Consider the following 17,975-nt stretch of genomic DNA (forward strand, 5'->3'; position numbering starts at 1 on the left):
CCGCTGCGCCACGCGCCGCCTCTCCTGATTTCCCCCAGCATAGGCGCCGTCCTACGCCCGCCGGTTTGCCGTTGGGCCAAGAATGCGGCCCATGCAAGTCGACATCTACCGCCGCAGCGAGCCCGGTGACAAGCTCAGCTACCTGATCGTGCCCACCGGCCAGCCCATCCCCGAAGAAGCGACCAACGTCGACTGGCAGGCACGCCAGCGAGACGTGCACGTCGACGACGCGGAGGAGCACCTGCATCCCTACGAGATCGACGACCCGCGCGCGCAGATCGAGGAAAAGGGCTACGCGATCACCAGCGTGTACCACCAGGTCGCGCGCGGCGACGCCCCCTGAAGACCTTTGTGTTCGTCGCGGCTCCTACGGCCGTGGGCGACGCGGCGACGCGCAATGCCGCGCGGCGCCGACGCTCCCGGCTGGCCGCCGGCACGAAGATGAACGCATCACGAGATTGCACGGAACCCGTCCCATGCTTGCCCTGAGCCTGCTCTCCACCATCGCCCAGTCCCGCGTCGGCCAGTGGCTGCGCGCCCTGCCCCGGCGCACGCGCCACTGAGCGCCCGCGCGCCGGACGCGCTTCAGCGCGCCGCCACCGGCGGCTCGGTCCAGCCCCCGCCCAGCGAGCGGTACAACAGCACCTGGTTCTGCAGCCGCTGCAGGCGCGACTGCACCAGTGTCGTCTGCGCGGCGAACAGCGAACGCTGCGCATCGAGCAGGTCCAGGTAGCTCGCGACACCGGCGTCGTAGCGCAGGCGCGCCAGCCGGTAGCGCGCCGACTCGGCTTCCACCACCGCGCCCACCGCGCGCACCTGCTCGCCGTAGGTGGCGCGGCCCGCGAGCGCATCGGCGACGTCGCGGAACGCCTGCTGGATGCTGCGCTCGTACTGCGCAACGGCGATGTCGCGCGCGACTTCGGCCGAGGCCAGGTTGGCGCTGTTGCGGCCCGCGTCGAAGATCGGCTGGACGAGCGAGGCTCCGGCCGAGTAGACGAAGGAGCCGCCCTTGAACAGGCCCGAGAGCTGCGTGCTGGCCGTACCAGCGCCCGCGGTCAGCGAGATGCGCGGGAAGAAGGCCGCACGCGCGGCGCCGATGTTCGCATTGGCGGCGAGCAACTGCTGCTCCGCCTGGCGCACGTCGGGGCGCCGCACCAGCACGTCCGAAGGCACGCCTGCCGGCACGTCGGGCAAGGTGACGCCCAGCGTGTCGACCCCGGTCGTGTAGTCGGGCGGCAACGGCTGGCCGACCAGCAGCGCGAGCGCGTCGATGTCGTTGGCGCGCTGCCGTTCGGTCTGCGCGAGCGCCGCGCGCGAGCTCTCGGTGAGCGACTGCGCCAGCCGGAAGTCGATCTCGCTGGTGACGCCGTTCTCGAACCGCAGCTTGCTCAGCCGCAGCGTCTCCTCGCGCGTGGCGAGCGTCTCGCGCGTGATCCGCAGCAGTTCCTCGTCGGCAGCGAGCGCCAGCCAGGTGTTGGCGACGGTGGAGATCAGCGTGATCTGGGCCGCCTTGCGGCCTTCCTCGGTCGCGAAATACTGGTCCAGCGCGGATTCGCTGAGGCTGGCAACCCGGCCGAAGAAGTCCAGCTCCCAGCTGCTGACGGCCAGGTTGGCCGTGTAGATGCTGGCTTCCTTCCCGAACGCATTCGGAGCGCGCGTCGCGCTGGCGTTCAGGCCCACGTTCGGCAGGCGATCGGCGTTGCGGATGTCGTACTGGGCCCGCGCCTGGGCGATGTTCAGCACGGCCACCCGCAGGTCGCGGTTGTTCGCGAGCGCGCTGGCGATCAGCGAGCGCAGGCGCGCGTCGGTGAAGAAGTTTTCCCAGGGCAGCTGCGCCGCCGGCGTGCCGTCCGTGGCCGACGGATAGGGGAAGCTGTCCGCGACGGGCGCGGGCGGCCGCTGGTACGTCGGGATCATGGAACAGCCGGCCAGCAGCAAGGCCGCCGCCAGCGGGGTGAGGGTCCGCATGCGTGCACTCATACCTGGTCCCCCGCCGTGGCGCCGGCCGGCAGTTCCGGCGGCAGTTCGTGGGCGTGCAGCTTGCGCTGGCGCTCGCTGCCCCGGAAGCGGCCGCGGATCAGGACGAAGAAGATCGGGACGAAGAACACCGCCAGCCCCGTGCCGGTGAGCATGCCGCCCAGCACTCCCGTGCCGATGGCGCGCTGGCTGGCCGAGCCGGCGCCGCTGGCGATCGCGAGCGGCAGCACACCGAGGCCGAAGGCCATCGAGGTCATGATGATGGGACGGAAGCGCAGGTGCGCGGCCGCCAGCGCCGACTCGATCACGCTGCGGCCCTGGGCCTGCAAGTCCTTGGCGAACTCGATGATCAGGATGGCGTTCTTCGCCGACAGGCCGATGATGGTGATCAGGCCCACCTGGAAGTAGACGTCGTTCGCGTAGCCGCGCAGCAGCGTCGCGAGCAGCACGCCCAGCACGCCCAGCGGCACCACCAGGATCACCGCGAAGGGGATGGACCAGCTCTCGTACAGCGCAGCCAGGCACAGGAACACGGCGAGGATCGCGAACCCGTACAGGATCAGCGCCTGCGAGCCGGCGAGCTTTTCCTCGCGCGACTGCCCGGTCCACTCGTAGGCAAAGCCCGGCGGCAGTTGCGCCGCCAGCCGCTCCATCTCGGTGAGCGCCGCGCCCGTGCTGTAGCCCGGCGCCGGTGCACCCGAGATGCGCATCGCGGGATAGCCGTTGTAGCGCACGCTCTGCATGGGGCCGGTGATCCACCGCGTGGTGGCGAACGAGGACAGCGGCACGACCTTGCCCTGCGTGCTGGGCACGTTCAGGCGCAGCAGGTCTTCCGGCTGCATGCGCGAAGGCGCATCGGCCTGCACGACCACGCGCTGCAGGCGCCCGCGGTTCGGGAAGTCGTTCACGTAGGCCGAGCCCAGCGCCGTCGACAGCGTCGCATTGATCGCGTCGAAGCTCACGCCCAGCGCCTGCGCCTTGTCGCGGTCGATGTCCAGCTGCAGCTGCGGTGCGTCCTCCAGGCCGTCGGGGCGCACCTGGGTCAGCACCTTGCTTTGCGCGGCGAGTCCCAGCAGCTGGTTGCGCGCCGCGAGCAGCGCCTCGTGGCCGTTGCCGCCGCGGTCCTGCAGTCGGAAGGTGAAGCCGGACGCGACGCCCAGCTCGGGGATGGGCGGCGGGCTGAGCGGGAAGATGAACGCATCGCGCACGCGCGACAGCGCGCCGAAAGCCCGCATGGCCACGCTGCCGGCGGAGTGTTCCTCGCCCGCACGATCCTTCCAGTCCTTGAGCGTCACGAACGCGAGGCCCGCGTTCTGGCCCTGGCCGGAGAAGGAGAAGCCCAGCACGCCCACCATGCTCTGCACTTCGGGCTGCTTGAGGATGAAGTCCTCGACCTGCTCCATCACGCTGGTGGTGCGCTGCAGGGTGGCGCCGGGCGGCAGCTGCACGTTGACGATCATGTAGCCCTGGTCTTCCTGCGGCAGGAAGGAGGTCGGCAGGCGCACGTAGATCAGCGCGGCCACGCCGGCGATCGCGGCATAGATGATCAGGTAGCGCGCCGCGCGCCGCAGCACGCGGGCAACGACGCTTTCGTAGCCCTTGGCCGTGCGCTGGAACACGCGGTTGAACGCGCCGAAGAACCCGCGCTTCTCCACGTGGTGGCCGGCCTCCACGGGCTTGAGCAGCGAAGCGCACAGGGCGGGCGTCAGCGACAGCGCCATGAAGGCGGAGCAGCCGATCGACGACACCATGACCGCCGCGAACTGGCGGTAGATGTTGCCGGTGGAGCCGGCGAAGAAGGCGAGCGGCACGAACACCGACACCAGCACCACGGTGACGCCGACGATGGCGCCCTGGATCTGGCTCATGGCCTTGCGCGTGGCTTCGCGCGGCGGCAGCCCTTCATGGCTCATGATCCGCTCGACGTTCTCCACCACCACGATGGCGTCGTCCACCACGATGCCGATCACCAGCACCATGCCGAACATCGTGAGCACGTTGATCGAGAAGCCCAGCGCCAGCAGCGCGCCGAAGGTCCCCAGCAAGGCCACGGGCACGACCAGCGTCGGGATGATGGTGTAGCGCCAGTCCTGCAGGAACAGGAACATCACCAGGAACACCAGCGCGACGGCTTCCAGCAGCGTCTCGACCACCTGCCGGATGGAGATGCGCACGAAGCGCGAGCTGTCGTACGGAATGTCCCATTTCATCCCGCGCGGGAAGTAGGGCGCGAGCTCGCCCATGCGCTTGCGGATCGCGTCCGCGGTGGCCAGCGCGTTGCCCGACGGCGAGAGCTGCACGCCGATGCCGGTGGACGGCTTGCCGTTCAGGCGGGCGGAGCTCGCGAAGGTCTGCGCATTCAGCTCGACCCGCGCGACGTCCTTCAGGCGGACCGTCGCGCCGTCGGGCGTGGAGCGCAGCACGATGTTGCCGAACTGCTCCGGCGTCGTGAGCTGGCCGGGCACGACGATGGTGGCTGCGACCGACTGGCCGGGCACGTTCGGCAGGTCGCCGATGGTGCCCGCGGCGACCTGCGCGTTCTGCGCCCGGATCGCGTTGTTCACGTCGGCCGCCGACAGGTTGTAGCCGACCAGCTTCTGCGGGTCGATCCACACCCGCATCGCGGCCTCGGTGCCGAACAGCTGCGCCTGGCCCACGCCGGGGATGCGCTGGATTTCCGGCAGCACCGAGCGCGAGGCGTAGTCGCCCAGGTCCACCGGCGTGAAGTTCGGGTCGTCCGAGGACAGGATCGTGAACAGCAGGAAGTTCGAGCGCGACTTCTCCACGCGCACGCCCTGCTGCGTCACGGCGGCGGGCAGGCGCGGCGTCGCGCGCGCGAGCCGGTTCTGCACGTCCACCTGCGCGAGGTCCGGGTTGGTGCCCGGCTCGAAGCTGATGGTGATCTGGCCGACGCCGTTGGCCTGCGTCACCGACTCCATGTAGATCAGCCCGGGCGAGCCGTTCATTTCCTGCTCGATCACGCTGATGACGCTTTGCTCCAGCGTCTCGGCGGAGGCGCCGGGGTAGGTCGCGGTCAGCACGATGGCGGGCGGCGCCACCGGCGGGTACTGCGAGACGGGCAGCTTGGTGATAGAGACCGCGCCGGTGACCAGCAGGAACAGCGCGATCACCCAGGCAAAGATGGGCCGATCGATGAAGAACTTCGCCATGGCGCGCTCAGCCCTTCTTCGCCTGCGCAGCGGCCGAGGCAGCAGAAGCAGCCGGGGCAGGCGCGGACGCAGCCGCGGCCGGCGGCGCCGACATGGGAGCGGCAGCGGTGCCCGCGCGCGCGGTGTCTCCCGCCGTCCATGGCACCGGCTTCACCGGGGCGCCGGGACGCAGCTTCTGGAAGCCGTCGACGATCACCTGCTCGCCGGGCTGCAGCCCGCCCACGACCACCCACTGGTTGTTCTGCGAGCCGTCGATCTTGATGGTGCGCGGGCTCACCAGCCCCTTCGCGTCCACGACCATCACGGTGTCGCCTTGCGGCGAGCGCGTGACGGCCTGCTGCGGCAGCAGCATCGCGTTCCTCGCCTTCGCCTGCTCGATCTGCACGCGCACGTACATGCCGGGCAGCAGCAGGCCTTCCCGGTTCGGTACTTCGGCGCGCAGCGTCACCTGGCCCGTGTTGGGGTCGACCGTGAGGTCCGCGAACAGCAGCCGGCCCGGCCGCGGGAACAGCGTCCCGTCCTCGAGCACGATGCGCACCTCGGCGCCTTGTTCGCCGGCGCGCTTCAGGCGGCCGGCCTGCAGCGCGCGCCGCAGGTTCATCACCTCGGTCGCGGACTGCGTGAAGTTCACGTACATGGGATCGATCTGCTGGATGATCGCGAGCGGCGTCGCCTCGCCCTGCCCCACCAGTGCGCCCTCCGTCACCTGCGACCGGCCGATGCGCCCCGAGATGGGCGCCGTCACCGTCGCATACGAGAGGTTGATGTCGGCCGTTCGCAGCGCCGCGCGCGCGGCAGCGACGTCGGCTTCCGCCTGTTTCTCGGCGGCGACTGCGTCGGCATATTCCTGCTTGCTGATCGCGTTGGCTTCCACCAGCGGGCGATAGCGCTGCTCCAGCGCCTGCGCCTTCACCTGGTTGGCCTGCGCCTTGACCAGCGCGGCCTGCGCGCTCGATCGCGCAGCCTGGTAGGGAGCGGCGTCGATCTGGTACAGCACCTGGCCGGCGCGCACGTCGCTGCCTTCGCGGAACACGCGCTTGAGCACGATGCCGGCGGCGCGCGCCCGCACCTGCGCGACGCGGGCCGGCTCGAGGCGGCCGGGCAGCTCGGTGACGAGGCCGACATCGCCGGTGGCGACGCGGACCACGCCCACTTCGGGCGGAGGAGGCGTGCCGCCACCCGCCTGCTGCGCTGCGCCGCCGCCGTCCTTGCCGCAAGCGGCGAGGACGAGCACGAGTGAAAACAGGAGAGACCACGCAGGAACCTGCGGCAGACGAGCAGCCATCGTGTTTCTTGTTCGGTGAAGTGCGAGGGACGGCCCCGGACAGCGGGCCAGCGCAAACCCGCGAGTATATACATGCAACATTGCATGTATATTCCCGCCCATGGTCCGCCGATCCAAGGAAGATGCGCTCGCGACGCGCAGTGCGCTGCTCGATGCGGCCGAGCACGTCTTCCTCGCGCAAGGCGTGGCCGGCACGTCGCTCAACGACATCGCGCAGGCCGCGGGCACGACCCGCGGCGCCATCTACTGGCACTTCAAGGACAAGGCGGACCTGTTCAACGCGATGATGGACCGGGTCGCGATGCCCTTGCAGTGCGCAATGTCTCTCGTCGACGCAGTGCCGGACCAGGATCCGCTGCCCGGCCTGAAGAAGTCGCTGCGCATCGCCCTGCAGCAGACCGTGCACGACCCGCAGACGCGGCGCGTGTTCGAAGTCGCCACGCACAAGGTCGAATACGTGGACAGCCTGTGCGCCGTGCGCGAGCGCCACCTGCAGGTGCGCAACGTGTGGATAGAGCGCTTTCGCGACGTGCTGCTCCAGAGCGCGCACGCGCGCGGCGTGCGCCTGTCGGTGCCGGCCGGCGTGGCCGCGCATGGCCTGCACGCGCTGCTCGATGGCCTGATCCAGAACTGGCTGCTCGATACCGAGGCCTTCGACCTGGAAGCGCACGGATCCAAGGCAGTGGACGCCTATCTTCGCGGCATCGGCCTGGCGTAACCGCCGTCGTATCGAGCCGACGCGCGCGCACATGAACAAAAGGGCCGACGCGCGCGTCGGCCCTTTCTCTTGGGCATGCCAGGCAGGCCGGTCCGGGTGATACGGACCCGCGAGGAGAGCGCAGCGGTTCGAACCGCGTGCGTCAATCGATGGGTGGAGCGGACCCGCCGCTCCACGCCGGGACCATCAGGACTTCTTGTCCTTGTCGGCCGGGGCAGCGGCCTTGGCGTCCGCCTTCGCCTGGGACTTCGCGCTGTCGTGCGCGGTCTTGGCGTCCTTCTTGCAAGCGGACTTGGCGGAACCCTTCTGGTCCTCGCACTTTTCCTTGGCGACGTCGTAGTCGGCATCGGCCTTGGCCATCTTCGCCTTCTCTTCGTTGTGCGAGGACGGCTTGTACTGGGCTTCCAGTTCGGCCTTGGCGACCTTTTCCTTGCCCTTCGCTTCGGCCTTGCACACGTCCTTGGCGTTGCCCTTCATGGGATCGCAGGCGGCCTTGTCGCTCTTGTACTGGGCTTCGATCTTGTCCTTGGCTTCCTTGTAGGCGTCCTTGCTCATGCCGGTGTTGTCCGCGGCGAAGGCATGGCCGGCAAAGCCGAAGGCAACGGCGATGGCGAGGCTGGAAAGCTTGTTCATGGATGTCCTTTCTTTGGGGAATATTCTGAGGGGCCCCAGTTCAGGAAACGCGCGGGCCCCAGGCCCAGCAGTCGGACGCCTGCCCCAGCCGGTGTCGGAGCCCGACTACAGCGCTGGACTCACGACGCGCTGTCCTGCAGATGCCTGTGCGCCCGGGCGCCGCCGTTCGCGAACGCGCCGCCGGTCTCCTGTACTTTCTCGACCTTGGCTTGCCGCAGCGCTGCCTCGCGGGCCGCCTTGGCGTCCTTCGTGCAGCGGTCCTTCGCAGTCCCTTTGACGACACTGCACTTCGCCTTCGCCACGGCGTAGTTCGCCTCGGCCGTCACGCTGCGGGACTGGAAGATGGACTCCGGGCTCGGCTTGTACCTGGCCTCCAGCTCGGCCTTCAGCGCGTCGGCGCGAGCCTTCGCCTCGACCTCGCAGATGTCCTGCGTGTTGCCCTTCATGTTGCCGCACAGCTTGCGATTGGCCTCGAGCTGCGCATCGATCTGCGCCTTCTGCGCCGCGTAGGCCTGCTTCGTCAAGGGCGGATGCTTCGGCAGGGTGGTCGCTCCTGCGGCCGCAACGATGGCGGCGCTGAACAGGAGCACGCAAACGGACTGGCTCTTCATGTGCTCGAGCGTAGGTCGCATCTCCAGCCGAGCATGCAGGAGGCAGCGCACAGCGCCTGTCGGCGCCGGCGCTCAGGACATCGTGCGGTAGCGCTCCACCGCTTCAGCGAGGGAGTTCAGCGGGGCGCATCGACAATCCGGTCCGGCAGCAGTTCGCGGATGCGCTCCTCCTGGTAATAGCCGCCGTACTCCGTGTAGCGCAGGAAGGGCCGGTGGCAGGCAGCGCACTCCCACACGTCGCAGCGGTTGTAGGGGAACCATGCGGGCGCGATCGGCGCGTCGGGCGACCAGGACCGCGTGCCGGCCGGGTGGTGTTCCTCCAGCGTCGGATCGTCGGTGCCGGGTTGGCGCAGCGTGCCTACCCGGCGCAACGCCGCGGCATCGAAGGACCCGGGCAACGCCTCCCAGCCCGGCGCGCGAATGGCCACGCATGCGGGGCAAGCGGGGCCGGCATGGCGGGACGCGAGCGCCCGCAGGGCGGCTGCATCGAGGACGGGAAGCGCTGGGGCTGTCATGGCTGCGCATTGTGCTGCCTGCGGCGTTCCGGTGTACGCTGGCGCCATGAGCGAGCATCACCACGAGCACGGCCCGGGCCACGACCATGCGCACGAGCCGGGCCACGAAGAGAAATGGAAGCACGACGGGGTGCGCGTGATCCCCGGCGGCCAGCTCGACGCGAACACCGCGCAGACGCCGGGCATGGACCGCCGCGCCGCGATCAACTTCGCCCGGGTCGGCGCGCAGAAGCTCTGGGCAGGCACGGTCAGCATCCATGCGAACGCGAAGACCGGCGCGCACCATCACGGCCACCTCGAAAGCGTGATCTACGTGGTCAAGGGCCGCGCGCGCATGCGCTGGGGCGAGCACCTGGAGTTCACCGCGGAAGCGGGCCCCGGCGACTTCATCTACGTGCCGCCCTATGTGCCGCACCAGGAGATCAACGCCAGCGCCACCGAGACGCTCGAATGCGTGCTGTGCCGCAGCGACGGCGAAGCCGTCGCCATCAACCTCGACATCGCACCCGTGGAGCAGCCCGAGCAGGTGCTCTGGGTCGACCCGACGCATCCGCACGGCGGGGTGTGAATCCGAACAGCCGAACGGCTGTCCGCTCCCGTCTTTTCCCCACTGAGGAACCCGCATGGACTACCGCAACCTGGGCCGCTCGGCCCTGAAGGTCTCGCCGCTTTGCTTCGGCGGCAACGTGTTCGGCTGGACCGCCGACGAGAAGACCTCCTTCTCACTGCTCGACGCCTGGGTCGACGCCGGCTTCAATTTCATCGACACCGCCGACGTGTACTCACGCTGGGTGCCGGGTCACACGGGCGGCGAATCCGAAACCGTCATCGGCAGGTGGCTGAAGCAATCGGGCAAGCGCGACCGCGTCGTGATCGCCACGAAGGTCGGCATGGACATGGGCGAGGGCCGCATCGGCCTGAAGCCGCAGCGCATCCGCGAAGCGGTGGAGGCCTCGCTCAGGCGCCTGCAGGTCGACTGCATCGACCTGTACCAGGCGCACAAGGACGACGAGTCCACGCCGCTCGCCGATACGCTGGAGACCTTCGGCGCGCTCGTGAAGGAAGGCAAGGTGCGCGTGATCGGCGCCTCCAACTACTCCGCCGCGCGGCTGTCCGAGGCACTGGAAACCAGCCGGCGGCTGGGCCTGCCTCGCTACGAGTCGCTGCAGCCGCTGTACAACCTGTATGACCGCGAGGAGTTCGAGCGCGAGCTGCAGCCGCTGTGCGTGCGCGAACAGGTGGGCGCGATCGGCTACTACTCGCTGGCCTCCGGCTTCCTCACGGGCAAGTACCGCAGCGAGGCCGACGCGGCCAAGAGCCCGCGCGGCGCCATGGTGGTCAAGAAGTACCTGAACGAGCGCGGACGGCGCATCCTCGCCGCACTGGACGACGCGGCCAGGCACACCGGCGCAACGCCGGCCCAGGTCGCGCTCGCATGGACCATCGCGCAACCCGCGGTCGCATCCCCGATCGCGAGCGCGACGTCACTCCCCCAATTGGCCGAGCTCGTGCGCGCCGCGCAACTGAAGCTGGACGGGGAAACCCTGAAGCGTCTCACGCGCGCGAGCGCGGCGGACTGAACGACCCTACACTGCGTCCCCTCCAGGGAGGGGACCCATGCGACTGCACCGCATCCTGCCGCCGCTCGCGCTCGCGGCCACGTTCCTGCTTGCCGGCTGCGCCACGCCAGCGCGCCATCCGGCGCTGGCCGCCGCGCAAGCGCAAGGCACGCTGGCGCCGCTGGTGCCCGTGCGGCGCTTCGTCGCGAACGTGGATTTCGCCGGCGGCTTCCAGCTCTCGCCCGATGGCGAATGGCTGGTGTGGTCGCAAGCCGTGGGCACCGATACGGGCCTCGCTGTGCGTCGCGTTGCGGGTGGCGACACGCGCACCTTCGCCACGGGCTACCTCGCGCGCCCGGCGGGGCCGTCCTACCTCTGGCTGGCGGACAACCGCCACATTGCCTACATCAAGGACTTGCGCGGCGACGAGAACACCCAGATCCAGGTGATCGACACCCGCGGTGCGTTCGAGCCCTGGCAGGTCACGCCCTGGCCCGGCGTGCGCTCCACCATCGTCGGCTACGGTGCGCCCGGCAGCAGCCGGTTCTTCCTTGCAAGCAACCGCCGCGACCGCGCCACGATGGACCTGTATGAAGCCGATGTCACCACCCGCAGCGTGCGCGAAATCGCGCGCAGCGACGGGCAGGTGCTCGAATGGATCCTCGGCGAGGACCGGCAGCTCGCCGGCCGCATCCGCCAGCTCGGGGCGACCGACGGCTCCGGCCACGCCTTCGAGGTGCCGGATGGCACGGGTGGCTGGCGCACGTTGCGCACGGCGGGCCCCTGGGACAGCTACTGGATCCACCGCATCGAGCCGGACAAGCACAAGGCCTGGGGCGTGTCCAACCTCGGACGCGACAAGCTCGCGGTGATCGAGGTCGACACCGTCACCGGAGGCGAGACGATGCGCGCATCCGACGCCGACGTGGACATCGCCCGCGTGTACTACACCCGCTTCGCGAGCGGCCCCGTGGGGTACGCCGTGGTGCCCGGCTTTCCGCAGATCCGCTACCTCGACGCGGCGCTTGGCGCGGACGTGCAGCGCGCCGCCGAACGCGCACGCGCCACCGGGGCACTGGACGACGCGCCGCGCGCGCTGCAGCCCCAGAGCAGCAGCGAGGACGGCCGACGCTGGATCCTCCATGCGCGCGGCGATTTCGACGATGCGGAACTGCTGCTCGATCGCTCGACCGGCGAAGTCACGCGGCTGGACCCGAAGGAGCCCCTGCGCCGGGCAGCGCTGTCGCCGGAAGAGCCGTACTCCTTTCGCGCCAGCGACGGCCGCACCATCCACGGCTACGTGATCCGCCCCCGCGGTGTGCAGGGAGCCGTTCCCCTGGTCGTGGACATCCACGGTGGTCCCTGGGTGCGTGACGAGTGGCGCACCGCGGGATTCAACGGCGACCAGCTGCTCGCGAACCGCGGTTATGCGGTGCTGACGGTCAACTACCGCGGGTCCGCGGGCTACGGGCGCGAGCATCTAGCCGCGGGCCGGATGCAGTCCTGGGACAAGGTGCAGGCCGACATCGCCGAGGCGGCGCAGTGGGCGGTCGGCCAGGGCCTCGCCGATCCGCAGCGCATGGCGGTGCTGGGGGCGAGCTACGGCGGCTACTCCGTCCTGATGCAGCTGATCCAGAAGCGCCAGGACTGGAAGTGCGGCGTCGACCTGGTCGGCGTGGCGAACTGGGTGCGCGTGATGGAGAACTGGCCGCCGTTCTGGCGCAACCGCCACTACTTCATCGCCTTCTATGGCGATCCTGCGAAGCCCGAGGAGCGCGCACGCATGATGCGCGAGGCGCCGGTGTCCCACCTGGACGAGATCACGGCGCCACTGCTGGTGATCCAGGGCGCGAACGACATCCGCGTGCAACGCCAGGATTCCGACGAGGTCGTCGCCGGCCTGCGGCAGCGCGGCCGGCCCGTGGAGTACCTGTTGTTCGACAACGAAGGACACCAGACGCGCCGCTGGCGCAATCGCCTCGAGATGTGGCGTCGGGTAGAAGACACGCTGGCCACATGCCTCGGCGGGCGCAGCGCGGGCTGGGACTTCTACCAAGTGATGCCGCGATGAAGGCCGAAGCGACGCTGCACTTCCTCTGCGGCAAGGCCGGCGCCGGCAAGAGCACGGTGGCGAAACGCCTTGCGCAGGAGCACGACGCGGTCCTCGTCAGCGAGGACGTGTGGCTCGCGCGCCTCTATGGCGAGGAGATGAAGACCTTCGACGACTACCGTCGCTACGCGCAGCGGCTGAAGACGGTCATCGGGCCGCTCGCGATCGAGCTGCTGGCGTCGGGCCGCAGCGTGGTGCTGGACTTTCCCGCGAACACCCGGGCGTCGCGCGCGTGGTTCCGCTTCGTGTTCGAGCAGGCGGGCGTGCCGCACACCATGCACTTCCTCGACACGCCGGATGCGACCTGCCTTGCCCGCATCGCCGAACGCAACGTGGCGCGGCCCGAGGGCTCGCACCACCTCACCGAAGAAGAGTTCGTGCAGATCTCCTCCTGGTTCCAGCCGCCCTCCGAGGACGAAGGCTTCCACGTGCGTCGCTACGCGTCGCAGCCGGGGTCGTGACGCTCGGATTCGACTCGCAGGCTGGTGGTGAGCGCCAGCGAACCCCAGCGATCCAGCGTCGCGCAGCAAGCTGGGGTTCGGCTGCGCCTCACCGCCAGCCTACGACACCCGCAGCAACGCGAAGGCACAGGCCAGCGCCACCGGCATCGCGAGCGCTCCCACGCGAGCGAAGCGCCACGCGCTGATCGCCACGCCTTCGCGCCGGCAGGCGATCAGCCACAACACGCTGGACAGCGAGCCGATGATGGTGAGATTGGGCCCGAGGTCGATCCCGACCGCGACCGCGCTGCGCAGGCCTTCGGGCGCCTGCACGGCCGACAGCGTCGCTGCGGCAAGCATGCCGGCCGGCAGGTTGTTCATGGCGTTGCCGGCCAGCGCCGTCACGGCGCCTGCGAGCGCATCGAAGCCGCGGCCCCGGCCTGGCGCCGCGAGCTGCGCGAGCGCCTGCACCGCGCCGACGTGCTCCATGCCTTTCACGATCACGAACAGCCCGGCGACGAGCGCGAGCGAGCCCCAGGACACGGCGTGCAAGGCAGCCGCCGGGGACTCACGCTTCGCCACGCACACGCAGGCGAGGCCCAGCACCGCAGCGAGCGCCGCGGGCGGCCCGAGCGGCCACTGCAGCGCCGACGCGCCCATCAGCGCGACGGCCGCGAGCACGACGACCGCCGCGGTCACGCGTCCCGTGTGTCCGAGAGGCGGACGATGGCTTTCGCTGACCTCGCCCGCGAGCTCGCGGCGGAAGCACCAGCGCAGGCAGAGATACGTCGCGACCGTCGCAGCAAGCGCCGCCGTCCCGAAGACCGCGATCCAGCGTGCGAGTCCCGGCAGCGCGCCGTCGAACACGACGAGGTTCGCGGGATTGGAGATCGGCAGCGCGAAGCTCGCGGCATTGGCCACGAAGGCGCACGCGAAGAGCGGGGGCAGCGGGTCGACGCGGGCGCGACGCGCGGCAGCCGCGACCGCCGGCGTGAGCACGACGGCCGTGGCATCGTTGGACATGAAGACCGTGACCAGCACGCCCACCGCATAGACCAGCACGAACAGGCGGGCGGGTGAGCCGCTAGCCCGTTCGAGCGCCAAGGCGGCCAGCCAGTCGAACAGGCCTTCGCGGCGCGCCAGCTCGGCCACCAGCATCATCGCGCCGATGAAGAGGTACACGTCCCAGCCGCCCGCCGCGGCCTGCCAGGCCTCGCGCGCCGGCAGCAATTGCAGCCCGACCAGCACGAGCGCAGCCGCCACGGGCCAGCACCACTCGGGCAGGCGCCAGGGACGGGCGACCACTCCTGCGATAGCGGCCACCGCCACGGCTCCCACGATCCAGCGGGCAGGGGCGGCGTCGGGCAGGAGCATCCGCCCGATGGTGCCCTAAACGGAGGGCCCCGGCCGCGGCCCCGTGCCAAGCCCCTGCATCGGAGCTCCGGCGCGCGCTACATGCCGTGGTGGCAGGGTGCGGCGCCCAGGCGCGCCGTGTCCGGCGCGGAAGGCACGTCGTCGTCGGCAGGCAGCGCGGTGCGTTCGAGACCTCCTGCCGCCGGCACCGCCGGCACGGCCTGCAGCGACGCCAGCGCTGCGTGCACGTCACTGCGTGCCGCGGCCGGGGGCGACAGTGGCGCCACCTTGGACGGCGCGAGCAGCGCCGCCACGGCGAAGCCACCGACCAGCAGCGCGGCGACCACGGCCGCGCGGCGCGGACGCACCCGTGGCGGCTGTGCAGGCACGCCCTCGCGGCCGGCCTGCGACTCGAACGACTCTTCACGGGCGAGATGGCACATCGCGGACTCCTTCCACGTTGCATCCAGTATGGTTCGCGTCCCCGCAGATGCAAGGCGCACGGTGGGTACACTGCCTTCCCACTCTTCACGTCATCGTCTTCCATGTCGACCCAGCCCGCCCTCGAAGTCCTGCCGCGTGACCTGTCCGCCTATCGCGAGGGCAACACCGGCATTCCGTACGTGCACCGTTTTGAGTCGGGACGCCCCGGTCCGCACGTGCTGGTCAATGCGCTCACGCACGGCAACGAGTTCTGCGGCATGGTGGCGGCCACGCACCTGCTGGACCACAGCGTCCGTCCGCGCATCGGCACGCTCACGGTGAGCTTCGCGAACGTGGCGGCCTACGAGTCGTTCAACCCGGAACAGCCCTTCGACAGCCGCCAGCTCGTGCACAACCTCAACCGCGTCTGGTCGCCGCAATGGCTGGAGGGCGAAGAGGACAGCCCCGAGCTGCGGCGCGCGCGCGAACTGCGGCCGGTGGTCGCGGCGGCGGACCACATCCTGGACCTGCACTCGACGTCCAACGACGTCGAGCCGTTCTGGGTCTATCCCGCCTTTGCGCGCAACGCGGAAGCGGCGCTGGCCATCGGCCGGCCCGCGGTGCACCTCGTGATGCCGGACGGGCTCGGCTCCGGCGTCCCGGTGATCCAGCACGGGCGGCACGGCGAAGCGGATTCGGATGCCGGGGTCGCGATGGTCGCCGAGTGCGGCCAGCACTTCCGCCAAGCCACGTCGGATCTCGCGGTCGAGGTGGCGCTCGACTTCCTTGCGCACTTCGGGCTGATCGAGGCACGCCCGCGCAATGTCGCACCGCAGCGCCGCTACCTGCTGCTGCAGACCTACGTGATCCGCACGCCGGGGTTCCGCTTCACGCGGCCGGTCGTGGGCTTCGAGACCTTCGCCAAGGGCGAACTGATCGCCACCGATGGCGACACGGAAGTCCGCGCGCCCGAGGACTGCGCCATCCTCATGCCTGCGCGCAAGGCGATCCCCGGCCGCGAAGGCGTGTACATCGCGCGGCCGCTGTAGTTCGCGGAGGCGCCGCGCGGCTGCGCGTCAATGCCGCTCGCGCTGCGCGTCGAGCGCGCGCAGGCGCGCCTCGGCGCCGCGCAGGACGGCATCCACATACGCGGCGGGCAGGTCCGCCACCGGCATGTGCTGGACGCTGGTGGAAGCGCGCCGCAGGGTAGCGCTCGCTGTGGTCGGCTGCGATTCCGCAATCGCCGTGGCCAGGTGGGGCTGCACCGCGGCAGCAGGCTCATCCGCCATCGGGATCTCGAAGGCCAGCGCTTCACCCTCCCAGGCGAGCGTCACCGCATCGCGCTGCAGCAGCCAGTAGGTGAACGCCCCGGCCGCGGCGCCGCCGAGCCCGGCCAGCGCGACCACGGCCGCGGGGCCATGCTGTCCGGCCACGACCAGTTCGAAGGCGGCAAAGCCGACCAGCGCGAGGAAGGCGGCGGTGAGCAGCAGGAACGCGGCGAGCAGGCGATCGGCGGCTGGCATGAAAGCTCCCAAGAGCCGCATGCTAGCGGCTGCGCGGCGGGCCGTGTTGCGTCTCCACCCCCGAACGCCCCTTCCTGTGCCCCCGCCGGGCGGGCGAGCGGAAGGCGGCAGCGTCCTACATGAGCGGATGTGCCCCTGACCCACAGTGAATGCCGGGCTTCCCAGGGGACAAGACCATGAAGGAAAACCTGAGCATTCTCGAGGCGGTGGAAGGTGACGCGGGCGGTGAAGAGATGGAACGGATGATCCTCGCGCGCGAATTGCCGAAGAAGACGGTCGCGCTGGTGCTGGCCGGCGGGCGCGGCTCCCGGCTGATGGAGCTGACCGACCGCCGCGCCAAGCCGGCCGTGTATTTCGGCGGCAAGTTCCGCATCATCGACTTCGCACTCTCCAACTGCCTGAACTCCGGCATCCGCCGCATGGGGGTGCTCACCCAGTACAAGTCGCATTCGCTGCTGAGGCACCTGCAGCGCGGCTGGAACTTCCTGCGCGGCGAGCAGAACGAGTTCATCGACCTGCTGCCGGCGCAGCAGCGCGTCAACGAGGCGTTCTGGTACCGCGGCACGGCGGACGCCATCACGCAGAACATCGACATCCTGCGTGCCTACGGGGCGGAGTACATCCTGGTGCTGGCTGGCGACCACATCTACAAGCAGGACTATTCGCTGATGCTGCTGGACCACGTGGAGAGCGGCGCCAAGTGCACGGTGGGCTGCATCGAGGTTCCGCGCATGGAAGCGACGGCGCTCGGCGTGATGCACGTGGACGCGGACCGCAAGATCACCGCGTTCCTGGAGAAGCCCAAGGACCCGCCGCCGATCCCGGGCAAGCCCGACAAGGCGCTGGGCAGCATGGGCATCTACGTGTTCGGCGCTGAGTACCTCTACAAGCTGCTGGAGGAGGACGGCAAGGACGAGTCCTCCGAGCACGACTTCGGCAAGAACCTGATCCCGCGCATCGTGCGGGACGGCGGCGCGCTGGCGCATCCGCTCAACCTCTCCAGCATCCCGGCGTCGACACGCCATCGTCCGTACTGGCGCGACGTGGGCACGGTGGACGCATTCTGGTCGGCCAACCTCGACCTCGCCTCGGACCTGCCGGAGCTCAACCTGTACGACCGCGACTGGCCGATCTGGACCTACCAGGAGCAGTTGCCGCCGGCCAAGTTCGTGCCGGACGTCAACGGCCTGAACGGCGAGACCTCCAACGTGCTCATCTCCGGGGGCTGCATCGTGATCGGCTCCAACATCCGTCGCTCGGTGCTGTTCTCCAACGTGCGCGTGGAGGCGTGCTGCAACATCCACGAAGCGGTGATCATGCCGGACACGCACATCGGCCGCGGCTCGCGCCTGTCCAAGGTGGTGATCGACCGCGGCTGCCACATCCCGGACGGCATGGTGATCGGCGAGGACGCGGCAGAGGACGCGCGGCGCTTCCACCGATCGCCCAACGGCGTCGTGCTGATCACGAAGGAAATGCTGGAGGCGATGGAGAACGCGCGCTAGCTGTCGAATCTCAGGAGGTTGTTCACAGCGCGGATCCGAGACATGGGCGGCCTGTGATTAAGAGCGGAGTGTGGTCGCAGCCAGTTGTAGCGGTCAATGAAGGGCTGCAAAGCGGCTTCGCGTTCGGCTGAGCTCTCGTAGGGTCGTACATAG

The 17,975-nt window shown here is 69.8% G+C and carries 18 protein-coding genes; 8 read left to right on the forward strand and 10 right to left on the reverse strand.

The features are described from left to right. Nucleotides 1-91: 91 nt before the first annotated feature. Nucleotides 92-343, forward strand: a complete 252-nt coding sequence (locus JJB11_RS12950) for a DUF6139 family protein (RefSeq protein WP_201171528.1) — start codon at nucleotides 92-94, stop codon at nucleotides 341-343. Nucleotides 344-585: 242 nt separating this feature from the next. Here JJB11_RS12950 and JJB11_RS12955 read toward each other — a convergent pair whose 3' ends face one another. Genes JJB11_RS12955 through JJB11_RS12965 form a run of 3 tightly spaced genes read right to left on the reverse strand, consistent with a single transcriptional unit; the run spans nucleotide 586 to nucleotide 6,432 of the window. Beyond that, nucleotides 586-1,968: an efflux transporter outer membrane subunit gene (locus JJB11_RS12955; RefSeq protein WP_201964799.1), complete on the reverse strand. Its 1,383-nt coding sequence runs from the start codon at nucleotides 1,966-1,968 to the stop codon at nucleotides 586-588. A gap of 8 nt (nucleotides 1,969-1,976) precedes the next feature. Then, a complete protein-coding gene (locus JJB11_RS12960; RefSeq protein WP_201171535.1) occupies nucleotides 1,977-5,147 on the reverse strand; it encodes an efflux RND transporter permease subunit in 3,171 nt (1,056 codons plus the stop codon). A 7-nt stretch (nucleotides 5,148-5,154) separates the two neighbouring features. Continuing rightward, nucleotides 5,155-6,432: an efflux RND transporter periplasmic adaptor subunit gene (locus tag JJB11_RS12965; protein WP_201171537.1), complete on the reverse strand. Its 1,278-nt coding sequence runs from the start codon at nucleotides 6,430-6,432 to the stop codon at nucleotides 5,155-5,157. Nucleotides 6,433-6,532: 100 nt separating this feature from the next. Between JJB11_RS12965 and JJB11_RS12970 the strand changes: the two genes are divergently transcribed. Then, nucleotides 6,533-7,150, forward strand: coding sequence for a TetR family transcriptional regulator (locus tag JJB11_RS12970; protein WP_201171539.1), 618 nt, complete (start codon nucleotides 6,533-6,535; stop codon nucleotides 7,148-7,150). A gap of 186 nt (nucleotides 7,151-7,336) precedes the next feature. Here JJB11_RS12970 and JJB11_RS12975 read toward each other — a convergent pair whose 3' ends face one another. From JJB11_RS12975 to JJB11_RS12985, 3 genes are all read right to left on the reverse strand, one after another. Continuing rightward, a complete protein-coding gene (locus JJB11_RS12975) occupies nucleotides 7,337-7,783 on the reverse strand; it encodes a hypothetical protein (protein ID WP_201171542.1) in 447 nt (148 codons plus the stop codon). Between the two features lie 119 nt (nucleotides 7,784-7,902). After that, complete coding sequence (locus JJB11_RS12980) at nucleotides 7,903-8,394, reverse strand: hypothetical protein (protein WP_201171545.1); 492 nt, start codon at nucleotides 8,392-8,394, stop codon at nucleotides 7,903-7,905. A 116-nt stretch (nucleotides 8,395-8,510) separates the two neighbouring features. After that, nucleotides 8,511-8,909 carry a hypothetical protein gene (locus JJB11_RS12985; RefSeq protein WP_201171547.1) on the reverse strand — a complete coding sequence of 133 codons (399 nt, stop codon included), beginning with the start codon at nucleotides 8,907-8,909 and terminating at the stop codon, nucleotides 8,511-8,513. Nucleotides 8,910-8,955: 46 nt separating this feature from the next. On the opposite strand from JJB11_RS12985, the gene JJB11_RS12990 reads away from it, so the two are divergent. From JJB11_RS12990 to JJB11_RS13005, 4 genes are read left to right on the forward strand one after another with little or no spacing between them, the layout of a single operon-like run. Continuing rightward, on the forward strand, nucleotides 8,956-9,477 hold the full coding sequence (locus JJB11_RS12990; protein ID WP_201171558.1) for a cupin domain-containing protein: 522 nt from the start codon (nucleotides 8,956-8,958) through the stop codon (nucleotides 9,475-9,477). Between the two features lie 55 nt (nucleotides 9,478-9,532). Further along, nucleotides 9,533-10,489, forward strand: a complete 957-nt coding sequence (locus tag JJB11_RS12995; RefSeq protein ID WP_201171560.1) for an aldo/keto reductase — start codon at nucleotides 9,533-9,535, stop codon at nucleotides 10,487-10,489. Between the two features lie 37 nt (nucleotides 10,490-10,526). Beyond that, nucleotides 10,527-12,539: a S9 family peptidase gene (locus JJB11_RS13000; protein ID WP_201171570.1), complete on the forward strand. Its 2,013-nt coding sequence runs from the start codon at nucleotides 10,527-10,529 to the stop codon at nucleotides 12,537-12,539. Next, the gene (locus JJB11_RS13005; protein ID WP_201171572.1) at nucleotides 12,536-13,039 is read left to right on the forward strand and encodes a P-loop nucleotide/nucleoside kinase family protein; all 504 of its coding nucleotides are present in this window, start codon (nucleotides 12,536-12,538) and stop codon (nucleotides 13,037-13,039) included. Before JJB11_RS13000 ends, JJB11_RS13005 begins: the two co-directional genes overlap by 4 nt. A 99-nt stretch (nucleotides 13,040-13,138) precedes the next feature. Here JJB11_RS13005 and JJB11_RS13010 read toward each other — a convergent pair whose 3' ends face one another. Then, nucleotides 13,139-14,392, reverse strand: coding sequence for an SLC13 family permease (locus JJB11_RS13010; RefSeq protein WP_201171574.1), 1,254 nt, complete (start codon nucleotides 14,390-14,392; stop codon nucleotides 13,139-13,141). Between the two features lie 77 nt (nucleotides 14,393-14,469). Continuing rightward, entirely contained in the window at nucleotides 14,470-14,814 is a 345-nt protein-coding gene (locus tag JJB11_RS13015; RefSeq protein ID WP_201171576.1) for a hypothetical protein, read from the reverse strand. 102 nt (nucleotides 14,815-14,916) lie between these two features. Between JJB11_RS13015 and JJB11_RS13020 the strand changes: the two genes are divergently transcribed. After that, complete coding sequence (locus tag JJB11_RS13020) at nucleotides 14,917-15,843, forward strand: M14 family metallopeptidase (RefSeq protein WP_201171586.1); 927 nt, start codon at nucleotides 14,917-14,919, stop codon at nucleotides 15,841-15,843. 27 nt (nucleotides 15,844-15,870) lie between these two features. Here the strand turns inward: JJB11_RS13020 and JJB11_RS13025 are convergent, their stop codons facing one another. Then, nucleotides 15,871-16,317: a hypothetical protein gene (locus JJB11_RS13025; protein WP_201171587.1), complete on the reverse strand. Its 447-nt coding sequence runs from the start codon at nucleotides 16,315-16,317 to the stop codon at nucleotides 15,871-15,873. Nucleotides 16,318-16,559: 242 nt separating this feature from the next. On the opposite strand from JJB11_RS13025, the gene glgC reads away from it, so the two are divergent. Continuing rightward, nucleotides 16,560-17,822: a glucose-1-phosphate adenylyltransferase gene (gene glgC / locus JJB11_RS13030; RefSeq protein ID WP_201171681.1), complete on the forward strand. Its 1,263-nt coding sequence runs from the start codon at nucleotides 16,560-16,562 to the stop codon at nucleotides 17,820-17,822. On the opposite strand, the gene JJB11_RS13035 is transcribed toward glgC, so the two are convergent. Next, the coding region (locus JJB11_RS13035) for an integrase core domain-containing protein (protein ID WP_201171588.1) at nucleotides 17,819-17,975 on the reverse strand (157 nt) is incomplete at its 5' end. The two genes, glgC and JJB11_RS13035, sit on opposite strands and share 4 nt — an antisense overlap.

This window comes from Ramlibacter ginsenosidimutans (assembly GCF_016654015.1).
GTDB classification, from domain to species: Bacteria; Pseudomonadota; Gammaproteobacteria; order Burkholderiales; family Burkholderiaceae_C; genus Ramlibacter; species Ramlibacter ginsenosidimutans.